The organism is Mesorhizobium sp. M0016 (assembly GCF_040324035.1).
GTDB lineage: Bacteria > Pseudomonadota > Alphaproteobacteria > Rhizobiales > Rhizobiaceae > Mesorhizobium.
The window spans coordinates 181726-196553 of sequence record NZ_JAMYVM010000007.1 but is presented as its reverse complement, the minus strand read 5'-3'; the positions used below and the strand labels follow the sequence as shown (position 1 = coordinate 196553).

General features: G+C 61.7%; 13 protein-coding genes. 6 read left to right on the top strand and 7 right to left on the bottom strand.

Annotated features, from left to right (window positions below):
- Window positions 1-6: 6 nt before the first annotated feature.
- The 3 genes from pcsA to NKJ88_RS13410 are packed head-to-tail and all read right to left on the bottom strand — an operon-like array spanning window position 7 to window position 2341.
- Window positions 7-825 carry a phosphatidylcholine synthase gene (gene pcsA / locus NKJ88_RS13420; RefSeq protein ID WP_352444319.1) on the bottom strand — a complete coding sequence of 273 codons (819 nt, stop codon included), beginning with the start codon at window positions 823-825 and terminating at the stop codon, window positions 7-9.
- Window positions 822-1436 (bottom strand): DUF1326 domain-containing protein, encoded by a 615-nt coding sequence (locus tag NKJ88_RS13415; RefSeq protein ID WP_352444317.1) that lies wholly within the window; start codon window positions 1434-1436, stop codon window positions 822-824. The genes pcsA and NKJ88_RS13415 overlap by 4 nt, the downstream gene beginning before the upstream one ends.
- 14 nt (window positions 1437-1450) lie before the next feature.
- Window positions 1451-2341, bottom strand: coding sequence for a DUF2182 domain-containing protein (locus tag NKJ88_RS13410; protein ID WP_352444315.1), 891 nt, complete (start codon window positions 2339-2341; stop codon window positions 1451-1453).
- A gap of 95 nt (window positions 2342-2436) precedes the next feature.
- Between NKJ88_RS13410 and NKJ88_RS13405 the strand changes: the two genes are divergently transcribed.
- Window positions 2437-3648: a UbiH/UbiF family hydroxylase gene (locus NKJ88_RS13405; protein WP_352444313.1), complete on the top strand. Its 1212-nt coding sequence runs from the start codon at window positions 2437-2439 to the stop codon at window positions 3646-3648.
- Here the strand turns inward: NKJ88_RS13405 and NKJ88_RS13400 are convergent.
- Window positions 3625-4587: an AEC family transporter gene (locus tag NKJ88_RS13400; RefSeq protein WP_352444311.1), complete on the bottom strand. Its 963-nt coding sequence runs from the start codon at window positions 4585-4587 to the stop codon at window positions 3625-3627. The two genes, NKJ88_RS13405 and NKJ88_RS13400, sit on opposite strands and share 24 nt — an antisense overlap.
- Before the next feature lie 224 nt (window positions 4588-4811).
- Here NKJ88_RS13400 and hspQ point away from each other — a divergent pair, with 224 nt between their 5' ends.
- Window positions 4812-5135, top strand: a complete 324-nt coding sequence (hspQ, locus tag NKJ88_RS13395; protein WP_023668971.1) for a heat shock protein HspQ — start codon at window positions 4812-4814, stop codon at window positions 5133-5135.
- An 81-nt stretch (window positions 5136-5216) separates the two neighbouring features.
- On the opposite strand, the gene NKJ88_RS13390 is transcribed toward hspQ, so the two are convergent.
- On the bottom strand, window positions 5217-5840 hold the full coding sequence (locus tag NKJ88_RS13390) for an invasion associated locus B family protein (protein WP_023668972.1): 624 nt from the start codon (window positions 5838-5840) through the stop codon (window positions 5217-5219).
- A gap of 260 nt (window positions 5841-6100) precedes the next feature.
- Here NKJ88_RS13390 and NKJ88_RS13385 point away from each other — a divergent pair, with 260 nt between their 5' ends.
- Both NKJ88_RS13385 and NKJ88_RS13380 read left to right on the top strand, forming a co-directional pair.
- Window positions 6101-7921, top strand: a complete 1821-nt coding sequence (locus tag NKJ88_RS13385) for an extracellular solute-binding protein (RefSeq protein WP_352444308.1) — start codon at window positions 6101-6103, stop codon at window positions 7919-7921.
- A gap of 49 nt (window positions 7922-7970) precedes the next feature.
- On the top strand, window positions 7971-8651 hold the full coding sequence (locus tag NKJ88_RS13380; RefSeq protein ID WP_352444306.1) for a DsbA family oxidoreductase: 681 nt from the start codon (window positions 7971-7973) through the stop codon (window positions 8649-8651).
- 125 nt (window positions 8652-8776) lie between these two features.
- Here NKJ88_RS13380 and NKJ88_RS13375 read toward each other — a convergent pair whose 3' ends face one another.
- Window positions 8777-9211, bottom strand: a complete 435-nt coding sequence (locus NKJ88_RS13375; RefSeq protein WP_023750697.1) for a hypothetical protein — start codon at window positions 9209-9211, stop codon at window positions 8777-8779.
- 604 nt (window positions 9212-9815) lie between these two features.
- Between NKJ88_RS13375 and NKJ88_RS13370 the strand changes: the two genes are divergently transcribed.
- Together NKJ88_RS13370 and mgtE are read left to right on the top strand one after the other, a co-directional pair.
- On the top strand, window positions 9816-11702 hold the full coding sequence (locus NKJ88_RS13370; RefSeq protein ID WP_352444303.1) for an ABC transporter ATP-binding protein/permease: 1887 nt from the start codon (window positions 9816-9818) through the stop codon (window positions 11700-11702).
- A gap of 290 nt (window positions 11703-11992) precedes the next feature.
- Window positions 11993-13360: a magnesium transporter gene (gene mgtE, locus NKJ88_RS13365; RefSeq protein WP_352444301.1), complete on the top strand. Its 1368-nt coding sequence runs from the start codon at window positions 11993-11995 to the stop codon at window positions 13358-13360.
- A 71-nt stretch (window positions 13361-13431) separates the two neighbouring features.
- Here the strand turns inward: mgtE and gor are convergent, their stop codons facing one another.
- Window positions 13432-14823 carry a glutathione-disulfide reductase gene (gene gor, locus NKJ88_RS13360; RefSeq protein WP_352444299.1) on the bottom strand — a complete coding sequence of 464 codons (1392 nt, stop codon included), beginning with the start codon at window positions 14821-14823 and terminating at the stop codon, window positions 13432-13434.
- Between the last annotated feature and the right edge of the window lie 5 nt (window positions 14824-14828).

Sequence of the window (14828 nt, the reverse complement as noted above, 5' to 3'; positions counted from 1 at the left end):
GCTTTCTTAGTCCGGCTTGGCGCCGAGTTTGGGGAAGAACTGCATGATACCGCCGATGCAGGCGAGGTAAAGTCCGGTGATGGTGATGCCGACCTTGGTAAAGACGCCGACCTGTTCGCCCAAAACGCCGATCTGGTCGTAGAAGGCGGCAAGGGCCGCCTGCGCCAGCGCCAGCGCACCGAAAGCGCACCAGAGCAGCGTCATGCCAAGATTGATTGGCCGCAGCCGCACCACCCGCACGGGATGGATGAAGTTGATCGGCACGAAGGTCAGGATGCCGGCCGCCACGACGACGCCGAAGGACACCCACTGTCCGGGCTCGATGACGAACAGCGTGAACACGACCATGTTCCAGACCACCGGAAAGCCTTTGAAGAAGTTCTCCTTCGTCTTCATTCCGGTGTCGGCATAATAGATGGCGCTGGACACCACGATGATGGCCGCCGACAGGAACGACAGCCCTTCGCCCATGAAGCCGCGCTGGTAGAGTGCGAAGGCCGGGATCAGCACGTAAGTGACATAGTCGATGATGTTGTCGAGGAGCTCGCCCGACCAGGTCGGCAAAATCTCCTTGACCTCGAGCTTGCGCGCGATCGGCCCGTCTATGCCGTCGACGAACAGCGCCAACCCCAGCCACCAGAACATCGCCGTCCAGCGTTGCTCGCTTGCCGCCACCAGCGACAGGAAAGCCAGGAACGAGCCAGACGCGGTCAACAGATGCACCGAGAATGCCCGCGCCTGCGGCCAGGTGACCTTTTTCTTCGGCCTGGGTATCCGGTCGGTGATCTTTTTGGCGGCATTCCTGGCGGTTGTGTTCTTGCTCACGGGCCCCGCCAATCCAGTTTGCAGATTTCGGCCGAGCGGCCGGCAAAGTTCCAGTTGCGGCCGAAAGCCCGCATCTTGCTCTTGTCGGACCTGGCCACGATGATCTCCGGCGCGATCCAGTATTCCGAGTTGCCGATCACGGTATCCTTCTCGCGATCCTTGCCGGGAATCGGTGTGACCGCCCCGTCGATGATCTTCGGTATCTGGAAAATACGGGTCTTGTCACGCGTCTCGTAGGTGATCGGCACCTGCTCGACGCCGAGGAACTCGCCGACAAGGATCGACAACAGCGCGGTGGTTCCGCCGGCCTTCCCGGTGAAGATCCTGGTCAGCGCTTTCACCGCATAGACGGAGGCTTGCTTGTCGATGAACAGGCCTGCGGTCCAGTTGCCGCGGCTCATATAGCCGGGGATTTCCATGACCAGACCGAGATTGAGGCCGGACAGGTCGACCTCGCCGAAATGGCCTGCGTCGATGCGGAAGCCCGCCCAGGTCTGGCAATAACCCTCCGTCGGCGGATGGCTGCCAAGCGACAGTACGCAAGGACAAAAAACCGTGCAATTGCAGGAGAGTACGAGCTCTCCTTTCATTGCCCAGCCTTGCTCTGCCATGGAATTATCCCCCGTCATGCCGAGACTACTAGCAGGGCGACTGCCCAGACAAGCAGTATCGCACCGGCCACTCGGGTTGGAAGGCTGCCGGTGGTCTGTTTTTCGATCAAGGTGAACAGGCCGATCAGCGCCATCCAGAACACGTTCATCGCGCCGACGGCAAACATCACCAGCATCAGCGCCCAGCAGCAGCCGAGGCACCACAGGCCCTGCTTCAGCCCTAGCCGGAAGATGCCACTCGGCTCCGCGCTCCAGTTGGAAAACAGTGTCGAGAACGGGTTCCGGCATTTTGTCAGGCAGGCCTGCTTGAGGCTGCTGAACTGGTAGAGGCCGGCAACCAGCAGCGCGGCCGCCGCGGCAAGGCCGCTCACCGGATCGAGCAATCGAGCGGAGGACGCAAATGCGTGGACGAGCAACGTCAGCACCGCGAAGCCGATAGAGGCGACAAGCCATGTCGAGAGGTAGCCGGCAGCCAGGACCAGCGGGTGGACCACCGGTTCGCCCTTGATGCGGGCGGTGTCGGCGATTTCACAATAGGTACGGATCATCGGCGCCGCCGACGGCAGCATCGTCGCCACAGCCATCGAAAACCACATCACGATCAACGCCAGAAGCTGTGCGCCGCCGGCATCAAGTGGTGCGGGCGGCGTCAGGCACATGCCGAAGAAGCGGTCGAGGACATCCGGCAGCGGCAGTTGCGGCAGATATCGCAGGACCACATCGCCTGGTACGCCGGGGAGCCGGCCTTCGGCGTCGCGGATCGCCATGGCGCCGAGAATGAACCAGGCGAGCAGAATGCCGCCGGCGATGGCGATGTTGACCGTCAGGCGGGGGCTGCGGGCCAGGCTTGCCGTGGCGCGGCCGGCGCGGTCGAGATGGCTGAAATCGTCCTGCTGGCCGGTCATGACAACCGAATGAGCCTAATCGCCGCGTTGATCAAGCCGCATGGTCTGACCTATATCCATGGGTAGACACCTGCATCGCAAACTGGAAGTCCAATTTGGATCATCTCGAGACAGCACGGATACTGGTAGCCGGCAGCGGCCCTGCCGGACTGATCGCGGCGCTCGGTTTCGCCGAGGCGGGCTTTCCGGTAACCCTGGTCGGACCCGAAGCAGGCGGGCCCGATGGCCGGACCACGGCGCTGATGAACCCTGCTCTCAAGGTTCTCGATCGGCTGGGCGTGCTGGCCGAACTTGCGCCGAAGGCCGCGCCGCTGAAGGTCATGCGCATTGTTGATGCGACCAGCCGGCTGATCCGCAGCCCGGTGGTGACTTTTCGCGCCATAGAGATCGGCGAGGAGCAGTTCGGGCTCAACCTGCCCAACAGTGCGCTGAACCCGACGCTGGCCAAGTCCGTCGCGGCGCATCCCGGCATCGAATGGCTGACGTCGATGGTCGAGAGTTGGCGTCTGGACGCCGATCAGGCGCATGCCGTCTTGACTGATGGTCGCGAAGTCTCGGCCGCGCTTGCGGTCGCTGCCGATGGGCGCCTGTCGCCGGCGCGCGAGGCGGCAGGCATAGTGGCCTCGGTGCGATCCTACCGCCAAGCGGCGCTGGTGCTGAATTTCGGCCATCGCAGCGAACACGGCTTCACCTCGACCGAGTTCCACACAGAGACCGGGCCGTTCACCCAGGTGCCGCTGCCCGGCAACCGCTCCAGCCTCGTCTGGGTGGTGAAACCGGAGACGGCCAAGGACCTCGCCGCACTCGATGACGCGACGCTTTCCGAGCGTGTCGAGCAGCAGATGCAGTCGATGCTGGGCCGGGTGTCGGTCGAGCCCGGCCGACAAATTTACCCGCTTTCAGCGGCATCACCGGGGCGCTTCGCGCAAAACCGTGTGGCGCTGGTCGGCGAGGCTGCACATGTGTTCCCGCCGATCGGGGCCCAAGGTCTCAACCTCGGCATCAGGGACGTCGAGGATCTGATTGGAATCGCCGGTAAAAATCGCAGCGACCCCGGCGCCGCGAAGGCCCTGGCCGCCTATGATTCCAGGCGCCGTCCTGACATTCTGGCGCGTTCCGGCGCGGTCAATCTGCTCAACATGTCGCTGCTTTCGGACATGCTGCCGGCGCAGATGGCACGCAGCGCCGGCCTCAATGTGCTCGGCAGTTTCGCGCCGCTGCGCGCCTTTTTCATGCGCGAAGGCTTAAGGCCGGGCAGCGGCTTTGCGGCGCTTACCGGCGGTTCACGGAAACAGGTCCGGCGGTAAGATGCCGTGGCGGATCATGTAGAGTAGCCCGGTCACCGTCAGCACCGAGAGGCAGGTAGTAATCAGCACGCTGGCCGAGGCGCGTTGCACCCAGACGCCATATTGCTGGGCGATGACGAAGACGTTGGTTGCGGTCGGTAATGCCGCCAAAAGCACGGCTGAAAAAACCCAGATTTCGGAAAAGTTCCCGATCCAGCTCAGCACGACGTAGCAGAGCAATGGATGCAGGATCAGCTTCAGCGCCGCGATCGACACCAGCTCATGCGGCACGCGGTTGAGCGGCCGGAGCGCAAGCGTCACGCCCATGGCAAACAGGGCGCAAGGGGCGGCTGCCCGCGAAAGATATTCAAGCAGGCGATCGACCGGCTGCGGTGGGTGAAAGCCGAGATAGGCGGCGCCGACGCCAAGCGCGGTCGCGATGATGAACGGGTGCAGGACGATTTTCCTGACGACGCCGAGGATGAGCCGCCACGGCGATGTCTTGTCGTCGCCCGACAGCGCCATCATCATCGGCGCGATGGCGAAATGCATGATATTTTCGAAGCAGAAGATCAGCGCGACGGGAACCGCCGCTTGTTCGCCGAAGGCGAGCAGCGCCAGCCCCGGCCCCATATAGCCGATATTGCCGTAGGCTGCGGCCAGCGCCTTGATCGTCGACTGGGCGATCTCGCCGCGCGACGCCGTCACCGACCATACGAACATGATCGAGAAGATCGTGTAGGTGGAAAATACCGAGCCGAAGATGAAGCGCCATTCGGTCAACTGTTCGAACGGCGTGCGGGCCAGCAATTGGAAGAACAGGGCAGGAAGTGCGACATAGACGATGAAGGTGTTCATCCAGCCAAGCGCTTCCAGCGGCTGCCTGGTCATGCGCGCGACCAGAAAGCCGATGAAAATCAGCCCGAAGAACGGAAGAACAAGACCGACAATGTCAGACATTTTTGCCCTGGCCCGAAACCCCGGGACCGGGCTAGCCCGTAGCTTCATCGGGCGTCAAGCGCTTCGGCATTGAACTGACACGCTATCTGCGCCAAATAAAGCCTGATCCCAGACCTAAGTCGGGCTCGATTTTTGGCCACGGTGTGTGTAAATTCAAAGTCTTAGAGCGCTCTTCGCACATTCGAGGGGACGCCGGGCGCTCTAGAGGCTTAGTGGTGAGTATGATGAAAACGGCCAAATTTTCGATCGGACAGGTGGTTCGTCATCGGCTGTTTCCGTTCCGCGGCATCATTTTCGATGTCGATCCGCAATTCGCCAACACCGACGAATGGTACGAAGCCATCCCGGCCGACGTGCGGCCGCGCAAGGACCAGCCGTTCTACCATCTGCTCGCCGAGAATTCGGAAACCGAATACATCGCCTATGTCTCCGAGCAGAACCTGCTCGAGGATCAATCGGGCGAACCGGTCCGGCATCCACAGATCGGCGAGATGTTCGACAAGCGGCCCGACGGACGCTATGAGCCAAAACGCCAGTCGAGACACTGACATCACCTTGCATCGACGTGACGACAACAAAAAAGCGGGGCATGACCCCGCTTTTTGTCGCTCCGGTATCTGTCCCGGCGATTAGTTGGCGGCTTTGGCCTTGGCCTGCTCGTCCTTGAGCTTCTTGGCGAAGTCCTGGTTGTTCTTGACGACGAAATCCTGAAGTTTTTTCTGCCGATCCTCGATGTCCGACTGCTGCAGCGGCGCGCCGTCAAAGGCGCCGCTGAAGCCGGTCAAGGCAACCTTGATTGGATTTGGCTGACTCTGGAAGTTGATCGAGGTCAGCGTGATCGCCTGTCCCTTCTTGAAGGACGCGACGAGCGCGTCGGTCAGCGGCACTTCGGCAACGCAACGGTCGGCGAAGCAAATGACATAATCCAGCTTCGTCGCCTTGCCGGCGTCTATCTGCAGGGCGATGCCGGGGGGCACCAGGCGACCTGGGGGAACCGTGACCTGGAAGACCTTGCGGTTTACCTTGCCCTTCAACTCGATCAGGCTGACCCCGGTGACGAACTGGCCGTTGCCGGCAGTAATGATGTTCTGGACATTGCAGATGTCGACATCTTCCTGCTTGGTGCAGGCCTTGAACCAACCCTGCGGAATCTGTTGCTGTGCCGAAGCGGTGGGAAGTCCGGCGCCCAGAAAGCCGACCACGCCCGCGGCCAGGACCGAAAGGCGGTATGCGTTGCTGTTCAGGCTCGTCATGTCGTGCATTTCCTCTCAAATGATCCCGGGACCGGCTTCTTCGCGCCGTGTGGTCCTGCTACCTGTTGCCGAATTGAGGCAACAGAATGACTTCGGAGCGCGTGTTACACTGCATGAGCAGCCGAATCCAGCCCGCCGCCTGCAATTCTTGGCCTCGCAATTTGGGTCGTGCGATTTGGGTTGATGTATCTGGCCGGAGCGCCGCGGCGCCATGTTAGGGTGCACTCCGAATCATCAAGCCGCCCAGTAAGGAGACGGTCATGGGCCGCATTCTTGTTTGGCTGATCGCCGCAATTTCGTTCTTCGCCTTTGCACCCGGCGTGGCGATGTCGGAACCGAAACATGCCATCGCCATGCAGGGCGAGCCGGCGCTGCCAGCCGACTACCAGCATTTCGACTACGTCAATCCCGATGCGCCCAAGGGCGGCAACATCACTTACTGCGTCGTCGGCAGCTTCGACAATCTGAACCCGTTCATCCTGAAGAGCCTGCGCACCACGGCGCGCGGCATGCAGGACCTCATTTTCGGCAATCTCGTCTTCGAGCCGTTGATGATGCGCAACTACGACGAGGCCTTCAGCCTCTATGGCCTGCTCGCAGACACAGCCGATATGGATCCCGAGCGCAAGTCGATCGAGTTCCATCTCAACCCAAATGCAAAGTGGTCCGATGGCGAGCCGGTGACGCCGGATGACGTGCTGTTCACCTACGATGTCTTCACCGACAAGGGCCGCCCGCCCTACAGGGACCGCATGAGCCTGATCGCCAAGCTCGAAAAGACCGGCGATCACAGCGTGCGCTTCACCTTCAACGACAAGGCCAATCGCGAGACCCCCTTGATCATCGCACTGACGCCGATCATCCCAAAGCACGCCTTCAACAAGGATACCTTCGACAAGACGACGCTGAAGCCGGTGATCGGCAGCGGTCCCTACACCATCGACAAGGTGCAGCCGGGACAGCGCATCGTCTTCAAGCGCAATCCGAATTACTGGGGCAAGGACATCCCTTCCAAGCGCGGCTTCGACAATTACGACCAGATCACCATCGAGTACTTCCTCAACGCCAATGCCAAGACGGAAGCGTTCAAGAAAGGCATCTGCGCCATTTACGATGAGGGCGATCCGGTCAAGCGCGAGCGCGACATCGATTTTCCCGCCTTTCATCGCGGCGAGGTGATCGCCGAGACCTTCGACACCGGCATACCGCCCGTGGTGACCGGGTTCCTGTTCAACACGCGACTGGAGAAGTTTTCCAATCCGGAGGTGCGGCGCGCGCTCGGCATGCTCTACGACTTCGAATGGGCCAACAAGAACCTGTTCGGCGGCAAGTACACGCGCACGATGAGCTACTGGCAGAATTCCGAACTTTCCGCGCTCGGCCATCCCGCCAGCGACAGGGAAAAGGCGCTGCTGGCGCCCTACCCCGGCCGCGTGCCGGCCGATGTCATGGACGGCAGCTGGCGCCCTCCGGTGAATGACGGCACCGGCCAGGACCGCAAGGTGCTGAAGCTGGCGTTCGACCTGCTGAAGAGCCAGGGCTACGCCGTTAGGGATGGCGTCCTGCTGGATCCCAAGGGAAACCCGTTCGGTTTCGAGATCCTGACGGCGTCGCAGGACGATGAACGCTTTGCCGCCATCTATCAGCGCTCGCTGGAAAAGATCGGCATCGCGGTGACCATCCGCAGCCTCGAGGCCGACCAGATCCAGTCGCGCAAGCAGCGTTTCGACTTTGAGGTTCTTGTCGGGTCGAGCGGGTTCAGCAACTCGCTGTCTCCCGGTATGGAGCAGAACCTTCGCTGGGGTTCTTCAGAGGCCAAAAGAGAAGGTTCATTCAATCTGGCCGGCGTCGCCGATCCGGCGGTCGACGCGGCGATCGACGCGATGCTGAGAGCACGGACCAAGGAAGACTATGTCGCCGCCGTGCGCGTGCTCGACCGATTGCTGATCTCCGGCAATTACATGGTGCCGATGCAGTACAACGCGCAGCAATGGCTCGCTTACTGGAATTACCTGGACCATCCCAAAAAGACGCCCATATTCGGTTATCAATGGCCGACCTGGTGGCGCAAGCCGAACTGAGCGTGGCCGAGATCGGTCTCGCTGAAACGTTCGGCTGCAGGAGATCAAGATGAGCGATGACAATTCCATTTCCGTCGACGTGGTTTCCGACGTCGTCTGCCCCTGGTGCTTCGTCGGCCAGAAGCGGCTGGATAAAGCGATTGCCGCTGCCGGCGACGTTGAGGTTCATGTGCGCTGGCGGCCGTTCCAGCTCGACCCGACCATCCCGCCCGAGGGCAAGGACCGGCGCGAATACATGCTGGCCAAATTCGGCAGCGACGAGCGCATCCGCCAGATGCATGCCCGCATAGAGCCGCTCGGCGAAGCCGAAGGCATCGATTTCGCTTTCGACGCCATCAAGGTCGCCGCCAACACGCTGGACGCGCATCGTGTCATCCGCTGGGCCGGTGCCGCCGGTGAAGCCGTGCAGAACCGGCTCGTGCGCCGGCTGTTCCAACTGTATTTCGAGAAAGGCGGCAATATTGGCGACCACGCCGTGCTGATCGATGCCGCCCGCGAGGCCGGCATGGACGCTGCCGTGGTCGAAACGCTGTTGCCGACCGATGCCGACGTCGAGGAGGTGCGCACAGAAATCGCCACGGCATCGCGGATGGGGATCAACGGCGTGCCGTGTTTCCTGCTCGAAGGCAAATACGCCGTCATGGGCGCGCAGGACGCCGACACGCTGACTGATGCCATCCGCCAAGTCGCGGCCGCAAAGGCCAAGGGCGAACTGGAAAAGGCCGGCTAGAGCCTGTTCCATCCCGATGGAAATCGGGATGGGCTCTATCTCCTTGTTTGAGCATGATCTCTGGACAAAACGGTTTCCCGTTTGTCCGAGAAAACCGGCAACCACTTTTCGGGATCATGCTCGGGTTATTTCACCGTCACCTTGGCTTTGCTGAGGAAGAATCCGTGGCCGTTGCTGCCCGTGCAGGTCAGTCCCTTGGTTGACGACTGGCAGGTAAACGGCCCTTTGCTCCAGCTGCTTCCGTAAGCCAGCTTCGCCACATCGCTGCAGCAGCCCTGCTCGCCCGGATTCTTGATCAATGTCGCCGGGCCGTTCGGCCCAAGGATCACGGTGACGTAGCTGGGCTCGACGCGCGAACAGCTCAGTTCCGGACCGCCATCCTGTGGCTCGTAGGTGCTGGTGCCGCCCTTCGGCGTGTAGATGCAGCCGATGTTGCCGGACGGCGCATTGAACTCGATTTGCCCTTCGGCGCTTGCCGGAATGGTCTGGCTGCCGGCATGCGCAAGAGGCAGCCAGGCAAAGAGCGTCACGATTGCGGGAACGGCTGCGCTTGCAAGCATTGGGGAGCTTCCTTGTTGGGGACCGGACATGCATTGGTGCCGACAGTGCCCGGCAAGGTTCATTCCAGTGCGCTTGATTGTCAAACGGTGTTGAGCTGCAGCTAAAAAGCGCGTGCCACCTCATGAACAGTCGCTTTACAGGAGCGACGATCTTGCGTGCCCAACCATGATGGCCGGTGAAATGATTCGGGCGGCCTGGGGCGATCACGGACGGCAATTTTTCGGGCGATCCGGTTAGCGCGCGGTGGGAAAACCGGCCGACGGGCAGGCCTTTTGGTCACAAAGCCGTGTATGAGCCTTCCCCCCGGGAATATTTTCGCACATCTAAGCGTTCTCACAACACATTGAAACAAAGGACAAATTCGGCCCAAAGACGGCGGTCTCGCAGCACCAACTGTTGCCTCATAGCAACGGGGGGTGGGCTGCCTCACATTCGGCGGGATAAAATTCATAGAAAATGATCAATTGGTGTTACTATCCGTAACAAAACTAAAAAGGTTTGGGCGGGATTGTGATTCGGGTCGACAGACCGCGACGTTCAATATCGGCACTTTGGAACCGCGACGCCCCCGCCGGGCCGCCGCCCCTGACGCCAGTATCGTCGATGCGGACCTTCTGGGGACTGATGCGGGCCTACTGGTTCTCGGACCGGTGGAGAGAGGCCTGGGCTCTCACCGTCGTCCTCGCACTCATCATAGCCCTGTCGAGCAAGGCGGACGTCTGGTTTACCGTGTTGGCGGGCGAACTGGCAGCCTCAATCGCTTTTTTTCACGACGCCGCGAATATCACGCCCCTTGAATCGGTGCTTACCAATGCCGGCCTGCTTGTCCTGCTGGTCGTGTTCAAGGACATGGGAATCATAGGCGCCTGCAAATTTGTATCGGCGACATTGCATCGCAAATGGCGCGCCTGGCTGAACGCGCGTTTCAATGCGGCGCTGCTCGATACCAACCATACGCACTACCACGCCCAGAATGGCTCGCCAGATGCGCCAGCGCCCGACAACATTGATCAGCGCGTGCAGGAATCCATCAAAGACATGGCGGGCGGCGCCATCGGGCTTGCCCAAGGTGTGTTCGGCGTCTTCACCTCACTTTATTTTGTCGGCGGCGCTTTGCTGGCGAATTCCGTGGAGGTAAAAGGCCTGGATGCCCTCGGCAGCTATGGCAGCGCCGTCCTCGCTCTGCTGGCGGTTGCCATCTACGTGCCCGTCAATACCTGGATCGCGATCAAACTCGGCGGAATGCTGGAGTGGCTCAACGTCAGGATGCAGAAGGCCGAAGGCACCTATCGCAGCGAGCTGATCACTTTGTTGCGCCGCAGTTTCCATGTGTCGGCGTCGCAAGGCGAAGACGTGCAAAAGACGATACATGGACGGCTCTATCTCGATATCGATACGACCTGGTCGAAGCTCAACATCGTCAACACCCTCTATGCGGGATTCGAATCGGTCTATAATTTCGTCGGGGCCAAAGTTGTCGCCTACGGACCTGGTCTGGTGCCGTTCATCCACAACGGCGTCGACCTCAAGGGCTACATAACCGGTTCCGAGCAGGTCAACGCGCTGATCAGCAAATGTTCCTGGTTCATCCATGTCATGCCGAGTCTCGCCACCTTGCGGGCGAACAGCCAGCGCGTCATTGAATTGGCGCACGCCATTGAAAACGTCCAACAGCCGCAGGAATTCTACAGCCAGACCGGCCGTTCCGACTTCCACTATGCCAGCCAGAACCCGGTCTTCGGCCTGACAATCCAAAAGCTTGAACTGGCGCATCAGGGCGAGGACGCCACGCCGTTCCTGAGCGCAGCCAATCTGCGCTTTCGGCGCGGCGAGTGGGCATTCCTCAAGGGCGAATCCGGCTGCGGCAAGACTTCGCTGATCAAGGCGATCAACGGCTTGTGGCCTTATGGCCGCGGCACCATCGTCTTCCCTGACGGTGTGAGGAGCTTCTATGCCGCCCAGGAGGTCAAGCTGCAGCAGGTGTCGCTGAAGCAGCTGGTGTCCCTGCCCGGCTCCGAGGACGACTATGGCGATGCGCAGGTCGCGGCAGCCCTGCACAAGGCCGGCCTTGGCGATTTCATCGAACACATGGCCGATGAAAGCCGCGAGGGAAAGATCTGGGACCAGCTGCTGTCCGGCGGCCAGAAGCAGAAGCTGGTTGTGGCCCGCATCGTGGTGCAGCGACCGGGACTGTTGTTCCTCGACGAAGCGACCGGCGCGCTCGATCCGGATGGCAAGATCGCCTTCCACCAGGCCATCAAGGACAATTGTCCCGATGTCACGGTGATCAGCATCATGCATGAGGCGGTGCCGCCACGTTCGGCCTCGGGCGAGGAATTCTACCATAGCGTGGTCGCGATCGCCGACGGCGTCGCCACCAAGAGGCCGCTTGTTCCGAACCTTCCGCGCGAGCTCACCACCATCCTTACGCAGCCGCGGCCGGTCGAGGACAAATGGATGCGTTTTTCACGCCGGCTGAAGCAGAAATAGCAGCCACGCCGAAGCGCGTTCCGCCACTGGCGGCGGGGCACTCGCTCCCTCCCCCTTCAATAATCATCACAGTCTCGCGATTGGGCCGGCTCCCGGCTGTTTTCCGCCACCCCCGCGATTGACTCGCCAAGATGCGCTCCTATGTTGCGCCCGCTCGCTGAATTCCAACTCGAACCCGCGAGCAGAAAGGTCACCGCGTCATGCCTGGCGACAGTAGTCGAACGCAACCGCCGTCCGCCTCGATGTGACCTCTAACGGCTCACGTTCCGCCGGACGGCAAGGAGTGAGCCATGAACGAATTTACCCCCGTCGTAGCGGGCGACGATGCCGTCGCTATCGCGCGTATCCTTGCCAATGATCACGTCGCCGATGTCGTCGAGGCCCTGAACCGGGAATCTCGCGATACCGCGATAGAACTGCTTTGCGAAATGCCGTTCGAGCGGCTGGTCGAGATCTTCGACCAGCCTGAACTCGACGGCGCCTCCGATCTGGCCGAGGCGCTGCCGCGCGCCAAGGCGTGCAAGCTCCTGACCGCCATGTCGGTCGACCGCGCCGCCGATATCCTGCGCGAACTGGACGAACCGGCGCGCTCCGAGCTGCTCGGCGGGTTGGTCCCGCCGCTGCGGGCAACGCTGCTTTCCATTCTCGGCTATCCAGAAGGCAGCGCCGCCTCGATCATGACGACCGAATTCGTCAGCGTGCCGTCGGACTGGACCGTCGGGCGCACGCTCGACTACATCCGCAAGGTGGAGCGGACGCGGGAGACTGTCTACGCCATCTACATCGTCGATCCAGACACGCATGTGCTGGTGCGCTCGACCGGCCTGCGCCGGCTGATCACCGGCGAGCCGGACGATCCGATCCTGTCGGTGGCGCCGGATCGCGCCCCGGTGACGGTGACGCCGCTGACCGATCGCGAGACACTGGCGCAGACGATCTCCAAATATGACCTGCTCGCGGTTCCCGTCGTCGACCACGGCAAGATCCTCGGCATCGTCACCATCGACGACATCATCGACACCATGATCGAGGAGACGACCGAGGACGCGCATCGTTTCGGCGGCATGGAGGCGCTCGACGAGCCCTACATGAAGATGAGCTTTCTCGCGATGATCAAGAAGCGCGGCGGCTGGCTGTGCGCGCTGTTCATCTCGGAGATGCTGACCGCCAACGCCATGCAAAGCTATGAAGGCGAACTGGAGAAGGCGATCGTGCTCACTCTGTTCATCCCGCTGATCATGAGCTCGGGCGGCAATTCCGGTTCGCAGGCGACCTCGCTCGTGATTCGCGCGCTGGCGCTGCGCGAGATCGGCCTTCGCGACTGGTGGCGGGTGGCGTTACGCGAATTGCCCACCGGCTTCGTGCTCGGCGCCATGCTTGGCGTGGTCGGCATCTGCCGCATCGCGCTCTGGCAATATATGGGCTTCTACGATTATGGGCCGCATTGGCCGCTGATCGCGGCGACCGTGGGGGCAGCACTCGTCGGCGTCGTCACCTTCGGCTCGCTGTCGGGGTCGATGCTGCCGTTCGCGCTGAAACGGATCGGCTTCGATCCGGCGAGCGCCTCGGCGCCGTTCGTCGCCACGCTGGTCGATGTCACCGGCCTGGTGATCTATTTCTCGGTGGCGCTGGTCATCCTGCGCGGCACTTTGTTGTAATAAGCTTCAGGCCTCCCATCGCGGTGGCAACAGCGGCTGCCATGGGGGCTTCAAGATCGAGCGCGCGGGCGTCAATCGACCCGCACGCCGTTCTTCACGCGGTAGGTGGGCTTGTACATGGTGACCAGTTCCTCCGCTGCCGTCGGGTGGACGGCCATGGTGCGGTCGAAATCATCCTTGGTGACGCCGGCCTTCAGCGGAATGCCGAGCAACTGCGCCATCTCGCCGGCGTCCGGCCCGAGGATGTGCGCGCCGAGCACTTTTCGCGTGGCGCCATCGACCACCAGCTTCGTCAGCATCTTTTCGTCGCGGCCCGACAGCGTGTGCCGCATCGGCCGGAATGTGGCGCGGTAGATTTCGATATCGGAGTAGCGCTTGACGGCATCGTCCTCGGACAGCCCGACGGTGCCGATCTCCGGCTGTGAGAAGACGGCGGTCGGAATGGTGTCGTGGTCGGGCGCGGTCGGATTGCCCTTGAATGCGGTCTCGATGAAGCACATGGCTTCGTGGATCGCCACAGGCGTCAACTGCACGCGGTTGGTGACGTCGCCGATCGCCCAGATGTTGTCGATGTTGGTGCGGGAATATTCGTCGACAACGATGGCGCCGGTTTTGCCGAGTTCGATGCCGACGCCTTCCAGGCCCATATTCTCAGTGTTGGGGAGGCGGCCGATGGCGAGCATGACCTGGTCGACTGTCAGCACCTTGCCGCCGGTGACCAACGCATCCAGCCTGCCGTCCGGCCGCTTGCGGACCCATTCCGACACGGCGTGGCAGAGGATCTTGATCCCCTTCTTTTCCATGGTTTCGTGCAGCATGCGCCGCAGGTCCATGTCGAAGCGCGACAGTATCTCCTTGCCGCGATAGACCAGCGTGGTGTCGACGCCCAAGCCATGGAAGATATTGGCGAATTCGACGGCGATGTAGCCGCCGCCCTCGATCATGATCGCCTTCGGCAGTTGCTTGAGGTCGAAAACCTCATTGGAAAAGATGCAATGCTCGTGACCGGGCAGCGCCGGGTGCGGCGCCGGCCGGCCGCCGGTGGCGATCAGGATCTGGTCGGCGGTGACGGTGCGGTCATCGCCCAGGAGATGCACGACATGCGGGTCGACCAGCATGGCGCGCGAGTGGAACGTCTCGCCGCCGGCGCCTTTTACGTTCTTTTCGTAGATCGCTTCCAGACGGGCGATCTCGCGGTCCTTGTTGGCGACCAGCGTCGGCCAGTCGAAGCTCGCCTCCGGCACCGTCCAGCCATAGCCGGCGGCGTCGGCAAAATGCTCGGGAAATTGCGAGGCATAGACATAGAGTTTTTTCGGCACGCAGCCACGGATGACGCAGGTGCCGCCATAGCGGTATTCCTCGGCGATGCCGACACGCTTGCCGAGCGCTGCCGCCACGCGCGCCGCCCTCACCCCGCCGGAGCCGCCGCCGATGACGAAGAGATCGTAGTCGTAACCGGCCATGCTGC